Source organism: Streptomyces albidicamelliae, from assembly GCF_025642175.1.
Classification (GTDB): Bacteria; Actinomycetota; Actinomycetes; order Streptomycetales; family Streptomycetaceae; genus Streptomyces; species Streptomyces albidocamelliae.
On record NZ_CP106795.1, the window covers coordinates 3149263 to 3167910 of the forward strand.

At 72.8% G+C, this 18648-nt stretch carries 14 protein-coding genes; 4 read left to right on the forward strand and 10 right to left on the reverse strand.

The genetic code is table 11. The features are described 5' to 3' along the window. Positions 1-33 precede the first annotated feature (33 nt). The 5 genes from N8I86_RS14530 to N8I86_RS14550 form a co-directional block, all read right to left on the reverse strand. The gene (locus N8I86_RS14530) at positions 34-1173 is read right to left on the reverse strand and encodes a serine hydrolase domain-containing protein (RefSeq protein ID WP_263277940.1); all 1140 of its coding nucleotides are present in this window, start codon (positions 1171-1173) and stop codon (positions 34-36) included. A gap of 96 nt (positions 1174-1269) precedes the next feature. Continuing rightward, the gene (locus tag N8I86_RS14535; protein WP_263277941.1) at positions 1270-3030 is read right to left on the reverse strand and encodes a TIGR03767 family metallophosphoesterase; all 1761 of its coding nucleotides are present in this window, start codon (positions 3028-3030) and stop codon (positions 1270-1272) included. Positions 3031-3244: 214 nt separating this feature from the next. Beyond that, entirely contained in the window at positions 3245-3718 is a 474-nt protein-coding gene (locus N8I86_RS14540) for an NUDIX hydrolase (RefSeq protein WP_263277942.1), read from the reverse strand. 9 nt (positions 3719-3727) lie between these two features. Further along, on the reverse strand, positions 3728-4609 hold the full coding sequence (locus N8I86_RS14545) for a pyridoxamine 5'-phosphate oxidase family protein (protein ID WP_263277943.1): 882 nt from the start codon (positions 4607-4609) through the stop codon (positions 3728-3730). Between the two features lie 2 nt (positions 4610-4611). Continuing rightward, on the reverse strand, positions 4612-5058 hold the full coding sequence (locus tag N8I86_RS14550) for a VOC family protein (RefSeq protein ID WP_263277944.1): 447 nt from the start codon (positions 5056-5058) through the stop codon (positions 4612-4614). A gap of 109 nt (positions 5059-5167) precedes the next feature. Between N8I86_RS14550 and N8I86_RS14555 the strand changes: the two genes are divergently transcribed. Both N8I86_RS14555 and N8I86_RS14560 read left to right on the forward strand, forming a co-directional pair. Next, positions 5168-5710, forward strand: coding sequence for a CGNR zinc finger domain-containing protein (locus N8I86_RS14555; RefSeq protein ID WP_073893995.1), 543 nt, complete (start codon positions 5168-5170; stop codon positions 5708-5710). A gap of 154 nt (positions 5711-5864) precedes the next feature. Then, complete coding sequence (locus N8I86_RS14560; protein WP_073893997.1) at positions 5865-9167, forward strand: S8 family serine peptidase; 3303 nt, start codon at positions 5865-5867, stop codon at positions 9165-9167. Between the two features lie 110 nt (positions 9168-9277). Here N8I86_RS14560 and N8I86_RS14565 read toward each other — a convergent pair whose 3' ends face one another. Then, a complete protein-coding gene (locus N8I86_RS14565) occupies positions 9278-10189 on the reverse strand; it encodes a hypothetical protein (protein WP_263277945.1) in 912 nt (303 codons plus the stop codon). 1 nt (position 10190) lies between these two features. Continuing rightward, a complete protein-coding gene (locus N8I86_RS14570; RefSeq protein ID WP_073893998.1) occupies positions 10191-10736 on the reverse strand; it encodes a sigma-70 family RNA polymerase sigma factor in 546 nt (181 codons plus the stop codon). Positions 10737-11075: 339 nt separating this feature from the next. Between N8I86_RS14570 and N8I86_RS14575 the strand changes: the two genes are divergently transcribed. Together N8I86_RS14575 and pepN are read left to right on the forward strand one after the other, a co-directional pair. Further along, a complete protein-coding gene (locus N8I86_RS14575; RefSeq protein WP_073894000.1) occupies positions 11076-12098 on the forward strand; it encodes an aspartate-semialdehyde dehydrogenase in 1023 nt (340 codons plus the stop codon). A gap of 181 nt (positions 12099-12279) precedes the next feature. Beyond that, positions 12280-14856, forward strand: coding sequence for an aminopeptidase N (gene pepN, locus N8I86_RS14580; RefSeq protein ID WP_073894001.1), 2577 nt, complete (start codon positions 12280-12282; stop codon positions 14854-14856). 158 nt (positions 14857-15014) lie between these two features. Here pepN and N8I86_RS14585 read toward each other — a convergent pair whose 3' ends face one another. From N8I86_RS14585 to N8I86_RS14595, 3 genes are all read right to left on the reverse strand, one after another. Then, on the reverse strand, positions 15015-15923 hold the full coding sequence (locus N8I86_RS14585; protein WP_263277946.1) for a LysR family transcriptional regulator: 909 nt from the start codon (positions 15921-15923) through the stop codon (positions 15015-15017). A gap of 10 nt (positions 15924-15933) precedes the next feature. Further along, entirely contained in the window at positions 15934-16932 is a 999-nt protein-coding gene (locus N8I86_RS14590; protein WP_263277947.1) for a DMT family transporter, read from the reverse strand. 88 nt (positions 16933-17020) lie between these two features. Beyond that, complete coding sequence (locus tag N8I86_RS14595) at positions 17021-18538, reverse strand: FAD-dependent monooxygenase (protein ID WP_263277948.1); 1518 nt, start codon at positions 18536-18538, stop codon at positions 17021-17023. Positions 18539-18648 lie beyond the last annotated feature (110 nt).

Genomic DNA, 18648 nt, shown 5'->3' on the forward strand with positions numbered 1-18648 from the left:
GGTTAACGCGCAATGACACGAATGGAACGTCGGCTAACAGAATTCCTTTTCGATCACCGCCTCCATGTCGCCCGCCCAGTCCCCGTTGAAATTCAGCGCGAGGGAATGCCGGCCGTCGGCCGTCGTCACCGCCGAGGACGCGGAGCCGTGGATGCCGCCGTCGTGGCCCCACACGTGAACACCGCAGGTCAGCGTGCGGTCCATCAGCCCGAGGCCGTACCCCGCGTTCGGCACTCCCTCGATCTTCACCGTGGTCTTCATTTCCTTCAGCTGCCGCGGCGGGAGCAGTTTTCCGCGGAGCAGCGCGGAGTAGAAGCGGTCGAGATCCGCGGAATTCGAGATCATCTCGCCCGCCGAGGAGGCGAGGGAGGGATTGAGGGTCGTGACGTCGTACGTCGGGCCCGTCGCCGTCTCGGCCAGTTTGGAGTAGGCCCGGCTGTTGGGCCGCGGGACGGTGACCCTCGTCCCGGGCACGGAGGTGGCCCGCAGGCGCAGCGGGTCGAGGACGCGGCGCCGGATCTCGGTGGCGTACGGCCGGCCCGTCACCTTCTCGATCACCATGCCGGCCACGACGTAGTTGGTGTTGGAGTAGTTCCACGAGGTGCCCGGCGCGAAGTCCGGTGCGTGCCTCATGGCGATCGCCACCAGATCGCGCGGGGTGAGGGTGTCGTAGCGGTGCCGGAAGAAGCCGTCCTTGAGGAAGTAGGTGCGGCCGAAGTCGTCGTCGGCGGTGTAGTTGTAGATGCCGCTGGTGTGGTTGAGGAGCTGCCGGACGGTGATGCGGCGCCCGTCGTGGCCGTGGCCGCGCACCAGCCCGGGCAGCCAGGTGTCGACCTTGTCGTCCAGGGAGAGCCGGCCCTCCGCCTCCAGCTGGAGCAGGACCGTCGCGACGAAGGTCTTGGTGATGCTGCCGACGCGGTAGCGGTCGGCCGTCGAGCGGGGTGCGCCCGTGCGGAGGTCGCCGGTGCCCGCGGTGGTGGACCAGCGGCCGTGGCCGTCCACGGCGGTGGCGGTCACCCCGGGCACGCCCGCCTCGACCGCCGCTTCGACGGCCTCGCGGGTGCCGGTGTGGCCGTGGCCGCCGGCGGGCCCGGCCGCCGCGACGGCGGGGGCCGCCAGGGCGGCCGTGGCGAGCAGGGCGGTGGCGCCCACCAGAGTCGTGCGTACGCGCATGTCTTTCCCCCAGCCAGTGGTGTGCGGTGCGGTCGGGGGAAGGGACACGGGGGCGTTGCGCGAAGGTTGCCTGCTTGTGGACCGGTTGAGTGACTTTCAGCCCTTTTTCAGCACCAGCTCGGTGTTCCGGTCGGCCGCGCTGCCCGCGAGGGTCTTCTTGGCGCCGGGGGCGTTGTAGGACAGCTCGCGGTACAGGGCGGCGAGGCCGGTCTGGGAGAGGTCGGCGTAGTCGGTGCGGTGCGGGGCGGCGGACTCGATCAGGGTGGTGAACAGGGAGACCGTGCCGTCCTTGTTGTCGACCAGCTCGATGACCCGGGCGAGCTGGGGGTAGTCGACGTGGGAGGCGGTGGAGATCTCCCAGAAGGAGCGGCCGCCGGAGGCCTTGTGCGGGGTGATGGCGTTCTTGTGGATGTGCCCGTTCACCCAGGCCAGCACGTTCGTGTGGGCCGTCAGGACCGCGAGCACGTCGGCGCCCTCGTGCCGCTTCTCCCCCGGGCGGGCCGGGTCGGGGCGGGTGTTGGTCATCGTCTTGCTGGTGTGGTGGCTGAAGACGACGGCGTAGGAGTCCTTGTTGTCCTTGAGCGTCCGCTCCAGCCACTTCAGCTGGGCGGTGCCGATGGAGCCCTCGTAGTGGCCGCCGGCGTCGGTGGTGTCGAGGCTGATGCCGATGACGTCGTCGGAGATGCGGAAGGCGTAGTACTGGGTGCCCGCGTCCAGGTTCGCCGAGGAGTAGCCGTGCCCGACGGGGCCGACGCCCTGGTGGGCGGGGTCCAGGTGGGCCTTGAGGTAGTCGGCCTGGGTGTACGGGGCCCGCTTCTCGTCCGGGGTGACCGAGCGCATGGAGCGGGTGTGGGCCTTGAGGAAGTCCCGGTAGCCGGTGCCCTTGGGGTCCGTGGCCTGCTTGACGGCGTCCTGGAGCTTCTTGGCCTCGGCGGGGGTGGCGGTCATCAGCTTCTTGCCGCCGATGGCCGCCTCGGCGAGGTAGCCGTCGCCGTGGGAGCCGTAGCAGCCGAGCGGGAGCATGTCGTGGTTGCCGACGGTGGAGTACCACGGCAGCTTGAGGCCGGGGCTCTTCACCTCGCGGATCGCGGCGGCCAGGAAGCCCTTGAGGTGGGGGAAGCCGACCGCCTTGTCGTTGTCGCGGGTGGTGGCGTCCGGCTGCCAGTACAGCTTCAGTCCGCTGTTGTGCACGCCCTCGTAGTGCTTGGGGTCTCCGGAGTTGGGGGTGACGCGGCCCCCGCTCATCACCTTCATGAACCACTCCAGTTCGGAGTGGGCGTTGTTGTCGGTGTTGTCGCCGGTGGTCATCACGAAGTGCAGCGGGGCGCCGGTCACCGGGGCGCCGCGCAGCGCGTTGACCCGCTCGACGAGCGAGATCGCGCCGGGCACGGTGAGCGCCTCGTGCGGGCGCCAGGCGTGCGGGTCGTAGGCGCGCAGGTACTCCAGCCGCAGCGGGTGCTGCACGTCCATCAGATGCAGGTCGGTGAACTGCACGAAGGCGGCGAGGGCCGTGCGGCGGCCGGCGCGGCCGGACTTGGGCGTGGCCAGCTCGCTGCGCACGACCCGCTTCCAGCCGGGTCCGTCGCCGAGACGGCGGTAGCCGGAACTGTTCCGCGGGGCGGCGACGGAGGCGACGGTGGTGCCCTTGGTGTAGGGGGCGAGCGGAGCCGCGGCGGCCGCCCGCCGGGAGTGGGCGACGGGCGTCTCCCCCTCGGAGGCCGCGGTGGCGGCCTCGCTGTCGGTGGGGCGCAGGGCGTAGCCGACGCCCGCGGAGAGCGAGACCGCTCCGGCGGCGGCAAGGACGGTACGGCGGTTGACCCCCGAAGCGGAGGTGGCGACAGAGCGTATGCGCGACATGGCGCGATCTCCCCGAGTGCGAACGCGTCGGCAGTGGTCGCGGGCCGTCGCAGGCGCGAACGCCCCGCTCGCTCTGGATGGTTGGCAGCGGGGATGACCTGCGCGTGAACGCGGCGGCAACGCGCAGCGCCGATCACCGTACGTGGATCTCGGGCGGGGAGTGCGGTCATGGACTGGATCGCGGGCGGCCGGGGACCGGTCACGCCCCGTTCATCTACCGGGGTAGGGGACGGTCCCCGGGCGGCAGATGGCCGGGGGCGGGACGTTCGCGCCAGAGCCGCAGCGCCACGTCGACCAGACGGATCCGGGTGAGTCCGGGTACCGCGTCCAGGTCCTGCCAGGCGGCGAAGTCGGTCGATCCGCCGATCTCGTACCGGAGTTCACCGCCGGTGACCGTGCCCTCGTAGAGGACGCGCACGCCCTGATGGTCGGTGCGGCGGCGCAGGCGCCCGCCGCGGAAGACGTGCCGGGAGGAGTCGATGCCGAGGAGACCGGTCACCTCGATGCGGTAGCCGGTCTCCTCGGCGACCTCGCGGCGGACGGTGTCGTACGGATCCTCGCCGTGCTCCGTGCCGCCACCGGGCAGCACCCACTCGGGCGTGCCGTCGGGTCCCGGTGAGCGGGCGAGCAGGATCTGTCCGTCGCGGACGCACACGGCGTAGGCCGCCACCCTCAACTTCCGTCGCATTCCCCGACGTTAGCGGTCGGGGTTGGCCGGTGAGTACTCCGGGGCGGACCAGCGCAGGGGCACGGCGGCGGGGGTGCGCACGACTTCGGTCACGGTGAAGCGGACCCTCCGTCCGCCCCCGTCGGAGAACTCGGTGCGGGCCTCGCCGGTGAGCTGGAGGGTGGTGCCCGTCTCCCAGTCGAGGAAGAGCAGCCCGGCGCGCGAATCGGTGCGCAGGTTCCCGAGGGTGAGGAACATGGCGTTGCCCGGGTAGTCCGGCCAGCTCAGCTCGCCCGGCGAGTCCACCCGGACGAAGCCGGGGTTGCCGCCGCGATGGCTGGCGTCGGCGCCGGCCGGGTGCACGGTGGCCACGAAGAAGGTGTCGGCGGTCCGGACGCACTCCATGCCGGCCCGGTCCAGCCGCCCGCCCTGCCGGGCGGGACCCGGCGTGCGGGCGCCGGTCACCTCGTACGACTCCCTGCGCTGGATGTACTTCGGGCAGTTCGAGAACACCTGGTCGGCCTCGACGGCGAAGCCGCGGGCGGTGGGCCGCAGCCTGCCGTTCAGCCGCATGCGGCGGCGGGTGCGCGGATCGAGGGCGATGGTGCCGACGGGCGTGCCCGGGGTGGTGAGGGCCGTCGCGAGAGGGTCGGTCGGGGGTGGCCCTCCCGCGACGGACATCTGCCGGGGCCCGGTGGCTCGCACGAACCCCGGAGTGCCCACGACCGGGGAGGCCCACACCCGGCCGGTCGCGGGATCGGCGGCGCCGACGACCAGCAGGGGCTGGAGTTCCAGGAAGGCCGCGGCGACGGGCTTGATGCCCTGGCCGAGGGAGCGGCCCACGTGCTCGGCGCGCTCCCGCACGCCCAGCTCCCGCTGCAGCGCGAGCGAGCCCGCGCGATAGCCGCCCATGACTAGAAGAACCCGCAGGTCGGAGCGGATCCGTGCGGGGCGGGAGCGTCCTCGGCGCCGTGCGGGGCGGAGATCTCCAGGCGGGTGCCGTCCGGATCGTGGAAGAAGATCCCGCCCGAGGCCGAGCCCTCCCGGTGGGCCACCACGCCCTCGTGGGCGAACTCCACCCCGGCGGCCCTGAGGGCCGTCTCGTACTCCCGGACCCGGTCGACCGAGTCCGCGGCGAGGGCGAGGTGGTGCAGCCCGGCCCGGCCGGCCTCGTACGGCGCCCGCGCCTGCTGCCAGAGCGTGAGGACCGGCTGGTCGCCGCCGTCGCCCAGGAAGGCGTACCGCCGGTCGTCCTCCTTGCCCTCGGCGAGCAGGGCGAAGCCGAGGACGTCCCGGTAGAAGGCGAGCGAGCGGTCGAGGTCGGTGACGTTCAGGCCGATGTGCGCGGTGCGCAGGGTCATGGCTCTCCCCTTCGAGGTTTATAACCGTCGTAAGCAACATTAGACAGTTAGTTCCGGTCGGGTCAACCGGTCACGTACGCTTGACCGGTTAGCAGAGAAGGAGAGGCCCATGCCCACCGCCCGCGACCCCCGCCCGCTCACCGGCGAGCCCCTGGCGCTCGACCTGCTGAACACCCGGTGGAACAAGGAGGGCGTCACCCAGGACCTGCTCGCCGGTCCCGACGGTCTCGCGGTGTGGCTCGCGAGCAACGGGCTGGCCGGAAACCACCCGGCCGACACCGCCGTCCTGGACCACCTCCGCGAGGCCCGGGAGGCACTGCGGGCCGCGGTGGACGGCCCAGCGGAACAGGCGGCTCCGCTCGTGGACGCCGTGCTGGGACACGGGCGCATCCGGGCCCGGCTGACCGCCGCCGGCCCGGCCGAGGAGCCCGAGTTCGCCGACCCGTCGTGGGGGCCGGCCTGGCTCGCCGCCCGGAACTACCTGGACCTGCTGACCCGCGCCCCGGAGCGGATCCGCCCCTGCGCCGGCGGCGGCTGCGTCCTGCACTTCTTCGACACATCCCGCAACGGCACCCGCCGCTGGTGCTCGATGGCGGCGTGCGGCAACCGGGCGAAGGCCTCCCGGCATTACGCGCGTTCGAAGGAGAACTGAGCAAATACCGGACCATCAGGGCCGGATACGCTCAAATCCCATCGGGGGTTTTCCCCATACATGCATATCGATTCGGTCAACGGGTCCCCAAAGGCGTGCCCTTCGGTAAAGCTGAGCGCTCTCGTCCGCTCGTTCCTTTACCTGAGGGATGCCGATGACCCACACGCCCGAGCGTGATCCCATATCCGGTCCCAGACGCCTGGCCCGCATAGCCGTGGCCGTGGGTGTGGTGGCCGCTCTCTCCGCGGCCGGGCCGGTCCCCCTGGCCCTCGCCGCGGACGCTCCGCCCGCCCCGGCCGCGGACCCGGTCAAGTCCGGTCACGACAAGCTCGGTTCGGACGACGCCGACGTGCTCGCCGAGGCCAAGGCCGCCGGCGACAAGAACGTCACGATGATGATCGCGACGGCCCCCGGACAGACCGAGCAGGTCGCCGAGAAGCTGGACGCGGTCAAGGGCGGCTCGGTGGGCCGCAGCTACGACAAGGTCGGCTACGTCCGTGCCACCGTCCCCACCGCCAGGGCCGACGCGGCCATCAAGGCGGCGGCCGGGCTCTCCTCGGTGCACGCCATCGACCTCAAGCAGGAGATCCCGCTCGACGACCCGGCGCCGAGCGGGGACACCGCCGGCAAGTCCGGTGCCGCCAAGGGCGGCTACTCCGGACCGGGCCGGAACACCCCGGCGGAGAACCCGTACAACCCGTCCTTCGAGACCGGCGCCGTCGACTTCGTCCAGGACCACCCGAAGGCGGACGGCCGCGGCGTCACCATCGGCATCCTCGACTCCGGTGTCGACCTAGGCCACCCGGCGCTGCAGAAGACCACCACCGGCGAGCGCAAGATCGTCGACTGGGTCACCGCGACCGACCCGATCCTCGACAGCGACGGCACCTGGCGCCGGATGACCAACCCGGTCAGCGGCCCGTCGTTCTCCTACGGCGGCGCCGACTGGAAGGCGCCCGCGGGCGACTACCAGGTCAACCTGTTCCGTGAGTCCGCGACGGCCGGAGGGGACGCCGCGGGCGACGCGAACCGGGACGGCGACACCACCGACGTCTGGGGCATCCTCTACGACCCGGCCGCCGGCACCGTCCGCGTCGACCTGAACAACAACTTCGACTTCACCGACGACACGCCGATGAAGCCGTACAAGGACGGCTACCAGATCGGCTACTTCGGCACCGACGACCCGAAGACCGACGTCGTCGAGCGGCAGCCGTTCGTCGTGCAGATCCGCAAGGACGTGCCGACCGACCCGTACGGCGGCGACTGGGTCGGCAAGAAGGCCGACTTCGTCAACATCGGCGTCATCGAGTCCGAGCACGGCACCCACGTCGCCGGCATCACCTCCGCCAACGGCCTGTTCGGCGGGAAGATGAACGGCGCGGCCCCCGGCGCGAAGATCGTCTCCTCGCGCGCCTGCACCTGGAGCGGCGGCTGCACCAACGTCGCCCTCACCGAGGGCATGATCGACCTCGTCGCCAACCGCGGCGTCGACATCGTCAACATGTCGATCGGCGGCCTGCCCGCGCTCAACGACGGCAACAACGCGCGCGCCGAGCTGTACACCCGGCTCATCGACACCTACGGCGTCCAGCTGGTGATCTCCGCGGGCAACTCCGGCCCCGGCGCGAACACCATCGGCGACCCCGGTCTCGCGGACAAGGTGATCTCCGTCGGTGCCGCCATCTCCAAGGAGACCTGGGCCGCCAACTACGGCTCGGCCGTGGAGACCCCGTACGCGATGATGCCGTTCTCCTCGCGCGGCCCGCGTGAGGACGGTGGCTTCACCCCGACCCTGAGCGCGCCCGGCGCCGCCATCAACACCACCCAGACCTGGCTGAAGGGCTCCCCGGTCGCCGAGGCGGGCTACCCCCTGCCGGCCGGCTACTCGATGCTCCAGGGCACCTCGATGGCCTCGCCGCAGGCCGCAGGCGCCTCCGCGCTGCTGCTGAGCGCCGCGAAGCAGAAGCACATCGACCTCACCCCGGCCACCCTGCGCACGGCGCTGACCTCGACCGCCGACCACATCAAGGGTGTGCAGGCGTACGAGGAGGGCGCGGGCCTCATCAACATCGTGGACGCGTGGGACGCCATCCGTGACGACGCCACCGCCCACGACTACACGGTCAAGGCCCCGGTCGACACCGCGATCGACTACGCCCTGAAGACCCCGGGCTTCGGCACCGGCCTGTACGACCGCGAGGGCGGTCTGAAGGCGGGCCAGAAGAAGACGTACGACGTCACCGTCACCCGTACCTCCGGCCCGGACAAGGCCGTCCGGCACGAGCTGCACTTCGAGAACAACGCCGGGCACACCTTCCGGATCCTCGGCGACGACGTCGTGAAGCTGCCGCTGAACCAGCCGGTGACCGTCAAGGTCCAGGCGGCCCCGGGCTCCGCGGGCATCAAGAGCGCGATCCTGGAGGTCGACGACCCGCGCACGGAGGGTGTCGACAAGCAGATCCTCACCACCGTCGTGGTCGCCTCCCCGGTGGACTTCACCTGGTCGGCGTCGGGTTCGGTGCAGCGCAACGCCACCCGGTCGTACTTCGTGAACGTGCCCGAGGGCGCCAAGTCGCTGGAGGTCGCGATCGGCGGGCTGGGGGACAAGAGTCAGACCCGGTTCATCGCCATCCACCCGTACGGCGTCCCGTCCGACAACACCTCGACGCCGTACTGCTACAACAACTACCTGGACGGCAACGGCTGCAAGCCCGACGTGCGCGCGTACGCCGACCCGCAGCCCGGCGTCTGGGAGGTCGAGGTCGAGGCCCGGCGCACGTCGCCGCTGCTCGACAACCCCTTCCGGCTGGACGTCTCCGTCCTCGGCGCGGCCTTCGACCCGGAGACCGTGACCGTCCCCGAGGCCAAGGCCGGCACCCCGACCGACGCCTCCTGGAAGGTGACCAACAAGTACGCCGCGCTCGACGGCAAGCTGGTCGGCGGCCCGCTCGGTTCCGCCAAGTCGGCCCGTCCGGCCATCAAGCAGGGCGAGACGCAGACCACCACGGTGGCGGTCCCGGCCGGCGCCAAGTCCCTGGACGTGGCGATCGGCGGCGTCTCCGACACCGCCGCCGACCTGGACCTGACGGTCTACGACGCGAGCGGCAAGCAGGTCGCGCAGTCCGCTGACGGCGACTCGGAGGAGGCGGTCTCCGTGCCGTCCCCGGCCGCCGGCACCTACACCATCAAGGTCGTGGGCTACTCGGTCCCGTCCGGCTCCACGGACTACGACTACCGGGACGTGTTCTTCTCCTCCTCGCTCGGTTCCGTCACGGTCGACGGCTCGGCCCCGGTCAAGCTCGGCACCGGTGACTCGGCGACGGTGACCGGCCAGGTCACGGCCGCCGCCGAGGCCCCGGCCGGCCGCGAGTTCTTCGGCCGGGTCCAGCTGGTGAACGCCCGCGGCACGGTCGCGGGCAGCGGCAGCGTGAAGATCGAGAAGGTCACGCCGTAACGGGGTGACGCGCACGGCGGGGGCGGGTGTCCGACCGGACACCCGCCCTTTCTCATGCGCCGCACCGGCCGCACCGGGGCCGGACGACCGGCCGTCCGCCACGCACGGGCTCACGACCCGCCGGCCGGGGCGCAGGACGTGTGCCGGGAGCCGGGCAGGGCCCGGACGATCCAGGCGCGGTCGGCGGCCACCTCGGCGTCGCCCACCGACCACAGGCTCGCGCGCTCCTCGCCGCGGGCGAGCCGCACGAGCACGTGCTGTCCGGCGCGGGGCGCCGGCCGTGCGGTGCCGTCGAGCAGGAAACCGACCTCGGCCGGGCCGTGCGCGGGCCGGTAGGAGCGGGTCACGGTCAGCGTGACCCGGCTCTCCGCGGAGCCCCGCAGCCGCCGCACCTTCGCCACCGTGCCCTCGACCACCAGCCGGGAGCAGGCCAGCTCGCGCTCCGGGTCCGCCGGACGCCCGGCGGCCTCCGGAGTCGCCGCCTTCCCCCGGCGTCGGCGGCGCTCTTCGCGTCCCCGCTGTCGTCCGCGCCGACACCGGCCCGCGTCACCAGCCAGCCGAAGCCGAGGACCAGCGAGCAGGCCGCGGCACCGGCGAGCGTGCCGAGCGCGACGCGCAGCGCACGGCGGGGTCCGGACGGGCGCCCCGGCCGCGGGGGCCGGGACGGCCCGGCGGGACGCGTGACGCTCCGCGGGCGGGCGCCCGGCGGGCGTCCGGCCGGGGCCGGGCCTTCCGCCGGGGCCGGGTCCCCGGAGGCGCCGGCGGCGCCGGGGCCGGTCCTCGCGCCCTTCGGTCAGGGGATCCTCCAAGGGCTCCTCGGTCAGTGCCCGGGCCAGCCGGTCCAGCTGCTCCCGCAGCAGCGCCACGTCGGCCTCGGCCGCCCGGTGCTCGGCCAGGAAGGCGGGGTCCCGCCGGGCGTCCGCCGGCAGGGGGTCGCCGGTGATCGCCGCCATCAGGGCGTCCATGCCGCCGTACTCCCCGGCGCCCTCCGCGCCCCGCGCACTGTCGTGTCCGGCGGTCACGTCACACCACCTCGTCGTCGTGCAGCCGCTCGCGCAGCGCGCGGACCGCCGTGTGCAGCCTGCTCTTGACCGTGCCCTCGGGGATGCCCAGCTCCTCGGCTATGCCCCGCACCGGCAGGTCGGCGAAGAACCGCAGGACGACCACCTGCCGCTGCGCGGCGGGCAGTTCGTCCAGGCCCCGGGCGACGGCGAGGGAGAGCAGGCTGGCCTCCTCGCCGGAGGGGTGCGCGGGCTCGCGCAGCGCGGCCAGCCGCTCCCCCAGCCGTTCGCGGCGCCGCTTGGCCCGGTGCCAGTCCATGGCGAGGTTGGAGGCGACCACCGCCGCCCACGCCGACACGTCCCGCGGTGCCTCGCGGCCGCTCGCCGTCCGCTCCAGCAGCCGCAGACGTACCTGCTGCACCCCGTCCGGCAGGTCCGACTGCGGCACCCCGCCCAGCGCGAGCACCGCCCGCACCCGGCGTTCCTGGGCCGCGTCCAGCGGATCGTCACCGGCACGTTCCGCACCGGCGTACGCCCCCTGGTCGCGGCGCGCCCCTCCGCGCAGCACAAGCCACCCCCTCACGCGTTTGCCCCTACGACGCCGCGGCCGGCCGGAACGTTCGGACGGGCCCGGGATTTCTCCGCCACCCGCAGAGGCGTACGTCACACCTCCGTGTGGCCGGAATCCGGACGGGCAGGAACCGCACAGCACAGCTTCCGGCACGGACGCCCCGTCGAGCGAATTTCTCCAGCTCAGCGGGGCGTCCGACGGAGTTGTGGAACCGTCCGCCGGGCGCCCGTGTCCCATTCTTCGGGCACGCGGCGCAAAGAATTGGACAGGTGGACCGGGGTCGGCCGCATGATGGAAAAGCCCCGGTCATGCGAGAGACACAAAGAGGGAGACGCTGTGAGGGTCGGAATCGTCGGAGCCACCGGTCAGGTCGGCACGGTCATGCGCAGGATCCTCGTGGAGCGGAACTTCCCGGTCACGGAGCTGCGCCTGTTCGCCTCGGCCCGCTCGGCCGGGACCGTGCTGGACGGCGTGACGGTGGAGGACGCGACGACCGCCGACTACACCGGCCTCGACATCGTGATCTTCTCCGCGGGCGGCGCGACCTCCCGGGCGCTGGCCGAGAAGGTGGCCTCGCAGGGCGCCGTCGTGATCGACAACTCCTCCGCCTGGCGCAAGGACCCCGAGGTCCCGCTGGTCGTCTCCGAGGTCAACCCGCACGCGATCGCCGACCGCCCCAAGGGCATCATCGCCAACCCGAACTGCACCACCATGGCCGCCATGCCGGTCCTGAAGGTGCTGCACGAGGAGGCCGGCCTGGAGGCGCTGATCGTCGCCACCTACCAGGCGGTGTCCGGCTCCGGTCTCGCGGGCGTGGCCGAGCTGCACGGCCAGGTGCAGAAGGTCGCCGCCGAGGCCGACAAGCTGACCCACGACGGCGCCGCGGTCGACTTCCCCGAGCCGCAGGTCTACAAGCGCGCCATCGCCTTCAACGTCCTCCCGCTGGCGGGCAGCATCGTCGACGACGGTCTGAACGAGACCGACGAGGAGCAGAAGCTGCGCAACGAGTCCCGCAAGATCCTGGAGATCCCCGACCTGAAGGTCTCCGGCACCTGCGTGCGCGTTCCGGTCTTCTCCGGCCACTCCCTCCAGGTCAACGCCCGTTTCGCCCGCCCGATCCCCCCCGAGCGCGCGACCGAGCTGCTCGCGAAGGCCCCCGGCGTCGCCCTCTCCGAGATCCCGACCCCGCTGCAGGCGGCCGGCCAGGACCCCTCGTACGTCGGCCGGATCCGCCGCGACGAGACGGTGGACAACGGCCTCGCGCTGTTCATCTCCAACGACAACCTCCGCAAGGGCGCCGCGCTGAACGCGGTGCAGATCGCGGAGCTGGTGGCGGCGGAGCTGTCCGCGAAGAAGTAGGACGCGCACGGCGTGTGCGGGAAGGGGCGGTCACGGCGACGTGACCGCCCCTTCCCCGTTCCCCGGCCCCGCGCGCACCGCCGCACCCACCGCCACACCGACCGGCGGGAACCGGACATCGCCTTACCCCTCGGTGGCATGGAAGGATGACGCAACCGACACATAACGAGGAGATGACCGCGTGCCTGGCACAAACCTGACTCGCGAAGAGGCACAGCAGCGGGCCGAGCTGCTGACCGTTGACTCGTACGAGATCGATCTCGACCTCTCCGGCGCGCAGGAGGGCGGTACCTACCGGTCCGTGACCACGGTGCGCTTCGACGTCGCCCGGGACGGCGCGGAGTCGTTCATCGACCTGGTGGCCCCGACCGTCCACGAGGTGGTCCTCAACGGCGACCAGCTGGATCCCGCCGAGGTCTTCGCCGACTCGCGGATCGCCCTGCCGGGGCTGCTCGAGGGACGCAACGTCCTGCGGGTCGTCGCCGACTGCGCCTACACCAACACCGGCGAGGGCCTGCACCGCTTCGTCGACCCGGTCGACGAGCAGGCCTACCTGTACACCCAGTTCGAGGTCCCGGACGCCCGCCGCGTCTTCGCCTCCTTCGAACAGCCCGACCTGAAGGCCACCTTCCAGTTCACGGTGAAGGCACCGACTGGCTGGACGGTCATTTCGAACTCGCCGACGCCGGAGCCCAAGGACGACGTCTGGGCCTTCGAGCCGACGCCCCGGATCTCCTCGTACATCACGGCCCTGATCGTCGGCCCGTACCACTCCGTGCACAGCGTGTACGAGAAGGACGGGCAGTCCGTGCCGCTCGGCATCTACTGCCGTCCCTCGCTCGCCGAGTTCCTCGACTCGGACGCGATCTTCGAGGTCACCCGGCAGGGCTTCGACTGGTTCCAGGAGAAGTTCGACTACGCGTACCCGTTCGCCAAGTACGACCAGCTGTTCGTGCCGGAGTTCAACGCGGGCGCGATGGAGAACGCGGGCGCCGTCACCATCCGCGACCAGTACGTCTTCCGGTCCAAGGTGACCGACGCGGCGTACGAGGTGCGGGCGGAGACCATCCTGCACGAGCTGGCCCACATGTGGTTCGGCGACCTGGTCACCATGGAGTGGTGGAACGACCTGTGGCTGAACGAGTCGTTCGCCACCTACACCTCCATCGCCTGCCAGGCCGCCGCGCCCGGCTCCCGCTGGCCGCACTCGTGGACCACGTTCGCCAACTCGATGAAGACCTGGGCGTACCGGCAGGACCAGCTGCCGTCCACGCACCCGATCATGGCGGACATCCGCGACCTGGACGACGTGCTCGTCAACTTCGACGGCATCACCTACGCCAAGGGCGCGAGCGTGCTGAAGCAGCTCGTCGCGTACGTCGGCGAGGACGAGTTCTTCCGGGGCGTGCAGGCCTACTTCAAGCGGCACGCCTTCGGCAACACGCGTCTGTCGGACCTGCTGGGCGCCCTGGAGGAGACCTCCGGGCGCGACCTGAAGACCTGGTCGAAGAAGTGGCTGGAGACCGCCGGCATCAACGTCCTGCGGCCCGAGATCGCCACCGACGCCGACGGTGTCATCACGTCCTTCGCCGTCCGCCAGGAGGCCCCGGCCCTGCCGGCCGGCGCCAAGGGCGAGCCGACCCTGCGGCCGCACCGCATCGCGATCGGCCTGTACGACCTGGACGCCGCCAGCGGCAAGCTGGTGCGCACCGAGCGGATCGAACTGGACGTCGACGGCGAGCTGACCGCCGTACCGCAGCTGGGTGGCAGGCCCCGTCCGGCCGTCGTCCTGCTCAACGACGACGACCTGTCCTACGCCAAGGTCCGCCTGGACGAGGAGTCGCTGCGGACCGTCACCGAGCACCTCGGCGACTTCGAGGCGTCCCTGCCGCGCGCGCTGTGCTGGGCGTCGGCCTGGGACATGACGCGGGACGCCGAGCTGGCCGCCCGCGACTACCTCTCCCTCGTCCTGTCGGGCATCGGCAAGGAGTCCGACATCGGCGTCGTGCAGTCGCTGCACCGCCAGGTCAAGCTGGCGATCGACCTGTACGCCGACCCGGCCGCCCGGGAGGCGCTGCTGGCCCGCTGGACCGACGCCACGCTGGCCCACCTGCGGGCGGCCGAGCCGGCCGGCGACCACCAGCTGGCCTGGGCCCGGGCGTTCGCGGCGACCGCGCGCACCCCGGAGCAGCTGGACCTGCTGGAGGCCCTGCTGGACGGCACGCAGACCGTCGAGGGTCTGGCCGTGGACACCGAGCTGCGCTGGGCGTTCGTGCAGCGGCTCGCGGCGGTCGGCCGGTTCGACGAGGCCGAGATCGCGAACGAGTACGAGCGGGACCGCACCGCCGCCGGTGAGCGGCACGCGGCCACCGCCCGCGCGGCCCGGCCCACCGCCGAGGCCAAGGCGGAGGCGTGGGCGTCGGTCGTCGAGTCCGACAAGCTGCCCAACGCCGTGCAGGAGGCCGTGATCGGCGGCTTCGTGCAGACCGACCAGCGCGAGCTGCTGGCGGACTACACGGACAGGTACTTCGAGATCGTCAAGGGCGTGTGGGACTCCCGGTCCCACGAGATCGCCCAGCAGATCGCGATCGGTCTGTACCCGTCGGTGCAGGTCTCCGAGGAGATCCTGGCCAAGACGGACTCCTGGCTGGCCGCGGCCGAGCCGAGCGCGGCCCTGCGCCGCCTCGTCTCGGAGTCCCGTGCGGGCGTCGAGCGCGCGCTGCGGGCCCAGGCCGCGGACGCGGCGGCCGCCGCCTGACCGCCGGACCACGGAAAGGGCGCCCGGTGATGCACCGGGCGCCCTTTCGCACGCGCCCACCGGGCCGCCGCCAGGGCCTGTCGTTCGGATCAGGCCGGCCTGGCCCACGGTGCCTTGTCCGACGCCCCGCGACGCGGGCGTGATCCACACGTCAGGCCCTAGCCGCCGGCCCTGGTGGCGGCCGCGTCGTGCAGGGCCCGCAGGACCCGGGTCACCGCGGTCCCGCTCTCCGCGCCCTTGCGCACCGCGCCCACCACATGGCGTACGGGCCGGTCCGGGCCCAGTTCGCGCAGGACCACGTCCGCGCGGCGGCCGGCCGCCATCCTCGGTACCAGGGCGACGCCCATCCCCGCCTCCACCATGGCGAGGATCGCGGTCCAGCCGGAGGCCGAGTGGCCCTGGTGGGGGCTGAAGCCGGCCGCCTCGCAAGCGCGCCGGGTGATGTCGGACCAGGGTCCGCTGCCGCCGAAGATCCACGGTTCCGCCGCGAGGTCCGGCAGCCGCAGCCGGCCGGCGCGGGCGAGCGGATGGCCCGCCGGCAGGGCGACGTCCAGCGGGTCGGTGAGCAGGGGCACGCGGGTGAGACGGGGGTCCGCCGCGCTCGGCGCCTCGGCCGCGAGGGACAGGGCGAGGTCCACCTCTCCGGCGGCCAGCAACTCGTAGGCCTCGGCGGCCTCCGCCTCCCTGACCCGTACCGAGATCCGGGGGTGCGAGGCGCGCAGGGCCCGGACGGCCGGGACGACCAGGGCGGGCACCGCCGTCGGGAAGGCGCCGACGCGTACCTCGCCTGCGTCTCCCCGCGCGTACGCCGCGAGCGCCGCGTCCGCCCGCTCCAGCTGCTCGAACACCGCCTCGGCGTGGGACAGCACCAGCCGGGCCGCGTCGGTGAGCCGCACCCGGCGGCCCTGCGCCTCCAGCAGGGGTACGCCGAGCTGCCGGGCGAGGTTGGTGAGTTGCTGGGAGACGGCGGACGGAGTCATGTGCAGGGCCTCGGCCGTCGCCGTCACGGTCCCCCGCTCACGCAGGGTGCGCAGGATCCGCAGCTTCCTCAGGTCCCACTCGGCCATGGCGCGCACGTTACACGTCGTCACCGCGCAGGACGGCCGCCCGACTTCCGGGTCCGGCGCCGTGCGGCACGTCCCGGCGACCGCTGCCCGCGCCGAGGGCGACGCCGCCCAGGATCAGTGCCAGGCACAGCAGTTGCGGCCGTCCGGTGCGCTCGCCGAGTACCGCCCAGGACAGCAGGGCCACACAGACCGGCTGGAGGTGGTAGACGACTCCGGCGCGGGCGGCGCCGATCAGGGCGACGGCCTTGTTCCAGGCGAAGAAGGCCACGGCGGAGGAGGCCACGCCGACGTAGAGCAGGGGCAGCACCGTACCGGGGGCCGGGGTGAAGCCGCCCTGCACGGCGAGGCTGAAGGCCTGGGCGGGCAGCAGCAGGACCGTGCCCGCGAGGAAGGTGGTGAACAGGAAGGCGGCTCCGCCGAGTTCCGCGGGGCGGCGGCGCAGCAGCGCGCTGTAGCCGGCGAAGCAGCAGGCGGCGCCGATCATCCACAGGCCGCCGGCCGAGAGGTCCGCGCCGCCGCCGGCGAGCAGTGTCACGCCCGCGCAGGCGACGAGCAGTCCGGCGGTGCGCCGCGCGCCGAGCCGGATGCCGGTCAGCCGTTCGCACACCGCCATGAGCACCGGTGAGGCGGCCATGGTCATGCCCATGGTAGCGGCCGGGGTGGTCAGACCGGCCTGGTTCACGAGGGTGTTGTAGACGGCCACGCCGAGCAGCGAGGCGAACAGGACGTAGCGGCCGTGCCGTCGGACGTGGGCCCGCGCCCGCCAGGCCGGCCGGGCGCCGAAGGGGGCGACGGCGATCAGCGCGACGACCCAGCGCCAGAAGGCCTGCTGAACAGGGGGGACGCTGTCGTGCAGGCCGCGTGAGGTGACGAAACTCCCGGCCCAGACGACCGTGGCGAGGGCGGCGCAGGCGAGTCCGAGGAGCGGGCCGGCGGCCCGGCGGGAAGGGAGGCGGGCCGGGAGGGTGGGGCGGGGCGAGGCGGTGGTCCGGTGCAGGACGGCGGCCACGGGGGTCCTTTCCGTGCGGGAGTGGGTGCTTCCTCACCGTCCCAGCGCCCGACCTGTCAGGTCCATCGAAAGTTTTCGACCATTTCGTTCAGCTGAACTGAACGGTCGCTGGGGAGGTCGGGCCGAGGTGGCGGAGGACGGCCGTCTCGATGTCCGCCGGTGTCGCCGCGTCGGCGGCCCAGGCCGCGTAGCCGTCGGGCCGCACCAGCACGGTGGTGCGGCGGCCGCCCGCCCAGCGGGTCACGGCCAGCCGGTCCGCGCGGCCGGCTCCCGCCTCGTACGGCTCCGGCGTGATCAGCACGAACCGTCCGCCGCGCAGCGCCTCGTACAGCCGACCGCCGCCGGAGAGCGTGACGTCCGGGACGCGGGCACCGGTGAGGGCGTGGGCGCCGCGCGGTGCGGGATAGCGGTAGCCGATGCCGGTGACCTGGCCGGCGACCTTGCGGCGGGCCGGGCCGCACACGTCGAGGAACGTGGTGAGCGCGGCGCGGGCCGCCAGCGTCCAGGGGCGCTTGGCCATGGCGAGGCGCACGATCCCGCCGCTGCTGCGCAGCACCGCCCGGCCGACCGGGTGCCGTTCGTCCTGGTACGTGGCCAGCAGGGCGGGGTCGGCGTGGCCGCCCAGCACGGCGGCGAGCTTCCAGCTCAGGTTCGCCGCGTCCTGGAGGCCGGTGTTCATGCCCTGCCCGCCGGCCGGGGTGTGGACGTGCGCGGCGTCACCGGCGAGGAAGACCCGGCCGACCCGGTAGGCCGGCGCCTGCCGCTCGTCGCTGTGGAAGCGGGACATCCAGCGGGCGTCGTGCATCCCGAAGTCCCGGCCGAGCGCGAGCCGCGTGATCTCCTTGACCTCCGCCAGATCCAGGGGCTCGTGGTCGGAGACGTCACGGCCGCGGTGCCAGCCGATCACCCGGTAGTAGCCGTCGCCGAACGGTGCGAGGAAGGCGAAGGCGTCGCCGACGGCGTCGACGGTGAGCAGGGTCGGGGGCTTCTCGGCGAGCCGGACGTCGGCGAGCACGACGGACCGGATCACCGACCGGCCCGGGAAGGGCAGCCCGATCGCCTGCCGCACCGCGCTGCGCATCCCGTCGGCGCCGACGACGTACGCGGCCCGGACCGTCTCCGTACGACCCTCCGGCCCCCGGGCCTCGACCGTCACGCCGGCCGCGTCCTGGGTGAGCCCGGTCAGCTCGGTCTCGTAGCGGAAGTCGGCGCCCGCGTCGACCGCGCGCCGCTCCAGCGCCTTCTCCACCTCGTACTGCGGCAGCACGAGGAGGTGGCGATAGCGGGAGGGGAGGGCGGAGAGGTCCATGGTCAGCCGGCCGAAGAGACCGAGCCGGTCGAGGGGCTGCCCGACGGCCTCCAGGTCGTCGGCGAGACCGCGGGCGTCGAGCTGTTCGAGGGTGCGGGCGTGCAGGACGAACGCGCGGGAGAGGTTGCTGATCTGGTGGGGGCGCTTCTCCAGGACGGTGACGGGGACGCCGGCGGCGGCGAGGTCGCCCGCGAGCAGGAGCCCGGTGGGACCGCAGCCGACGATCACGACGCGGGATGCCGGGGTGCCGGCGGTGCTGTGGGTGCCGGTGGGTTCGGTGGTGCCGCTGCCGCTCATGATGGCCTCCGGGTGCCAACGCCTGTTGGCCAACAAAGGTTGGTCAACGCTTGTTGGCAAGCGTAAGACGGGGGCGTCCGCCGGTCAACACTTGTTGGCCCACATGTGTT

What these genes read in the sequence shown, in the direction of transcription:
- N8I86_RS14550 (WP_263277944.1), bottom strand. Translation starts at nt 5,058, where the DNA reads ATGACCCTGCGCACCGCGCACATCGGCCTGAACGTCACCGACCTCGAC.
- N8I86_RS14530 (WP_263277940.1), bottom strand. Translation starts at nt 1,173, where the DNA reads ATGCGCGTACGCACGACTCTGGTGGGCGCCACCGCCCTGCTCGCCACG.
- N8I86_RS14535 (WP_263277941.1), bottom strand. Translation starts at nt 3,030, where the DNA reads ATGTCGCGCATACGCTCTGTCGCCACCTCCGCTTCGGGGGTCAACCGC.
- N8I86_RS14545 (WP_263277943.1), bottom strand. Translation starts at nt 4,609, where the DNA reads ATGGGCGGCTATCGCGCGGGCTCGCTCGCGCTGCAGCGGGAGCTGGGC.
- N8I86_RS14595 (WP_263277948.1), bottom strand. Translation starts at nt 18,538, where the DNA reads ATGAGCGGCAGCGGCACCACCGAACCCACCGGCACCCACAGCACCGCC.
- N8I86_RS14560 (WP_073893997.1), top strand. Translation starts at nt 5,865, where the DNA reads ATGACCCACACGCCCGAGCGTGATCCCATATCCGGTCCCAGACGCCTG.
- N8I86_RS14585 (WP_263277946.1), bottom strand. Translation starts at nt 15,923, where the DNA reads ATGGCCGAGTGGGACCTGAGGAAGCTGCGGATCCTGCGCACCCTGCGT.
- N8I86_RS14540 (WP_263277942.1), bottom strand. Translation starts at nt 3,718, where the DNA reads ATGCGACGGAAGTTGAGGGTGGCGGCCTACGCCGTGTGCGTCCGCGAC.
- N8I86_RS14555 (WP_073893995.1), top strand. Translation starts at nt 5,168, where the DNA reads ATGCCCACCGCCCGCGACCCCCGCCCGCTCACCGGCGAGCCCCTGGCG.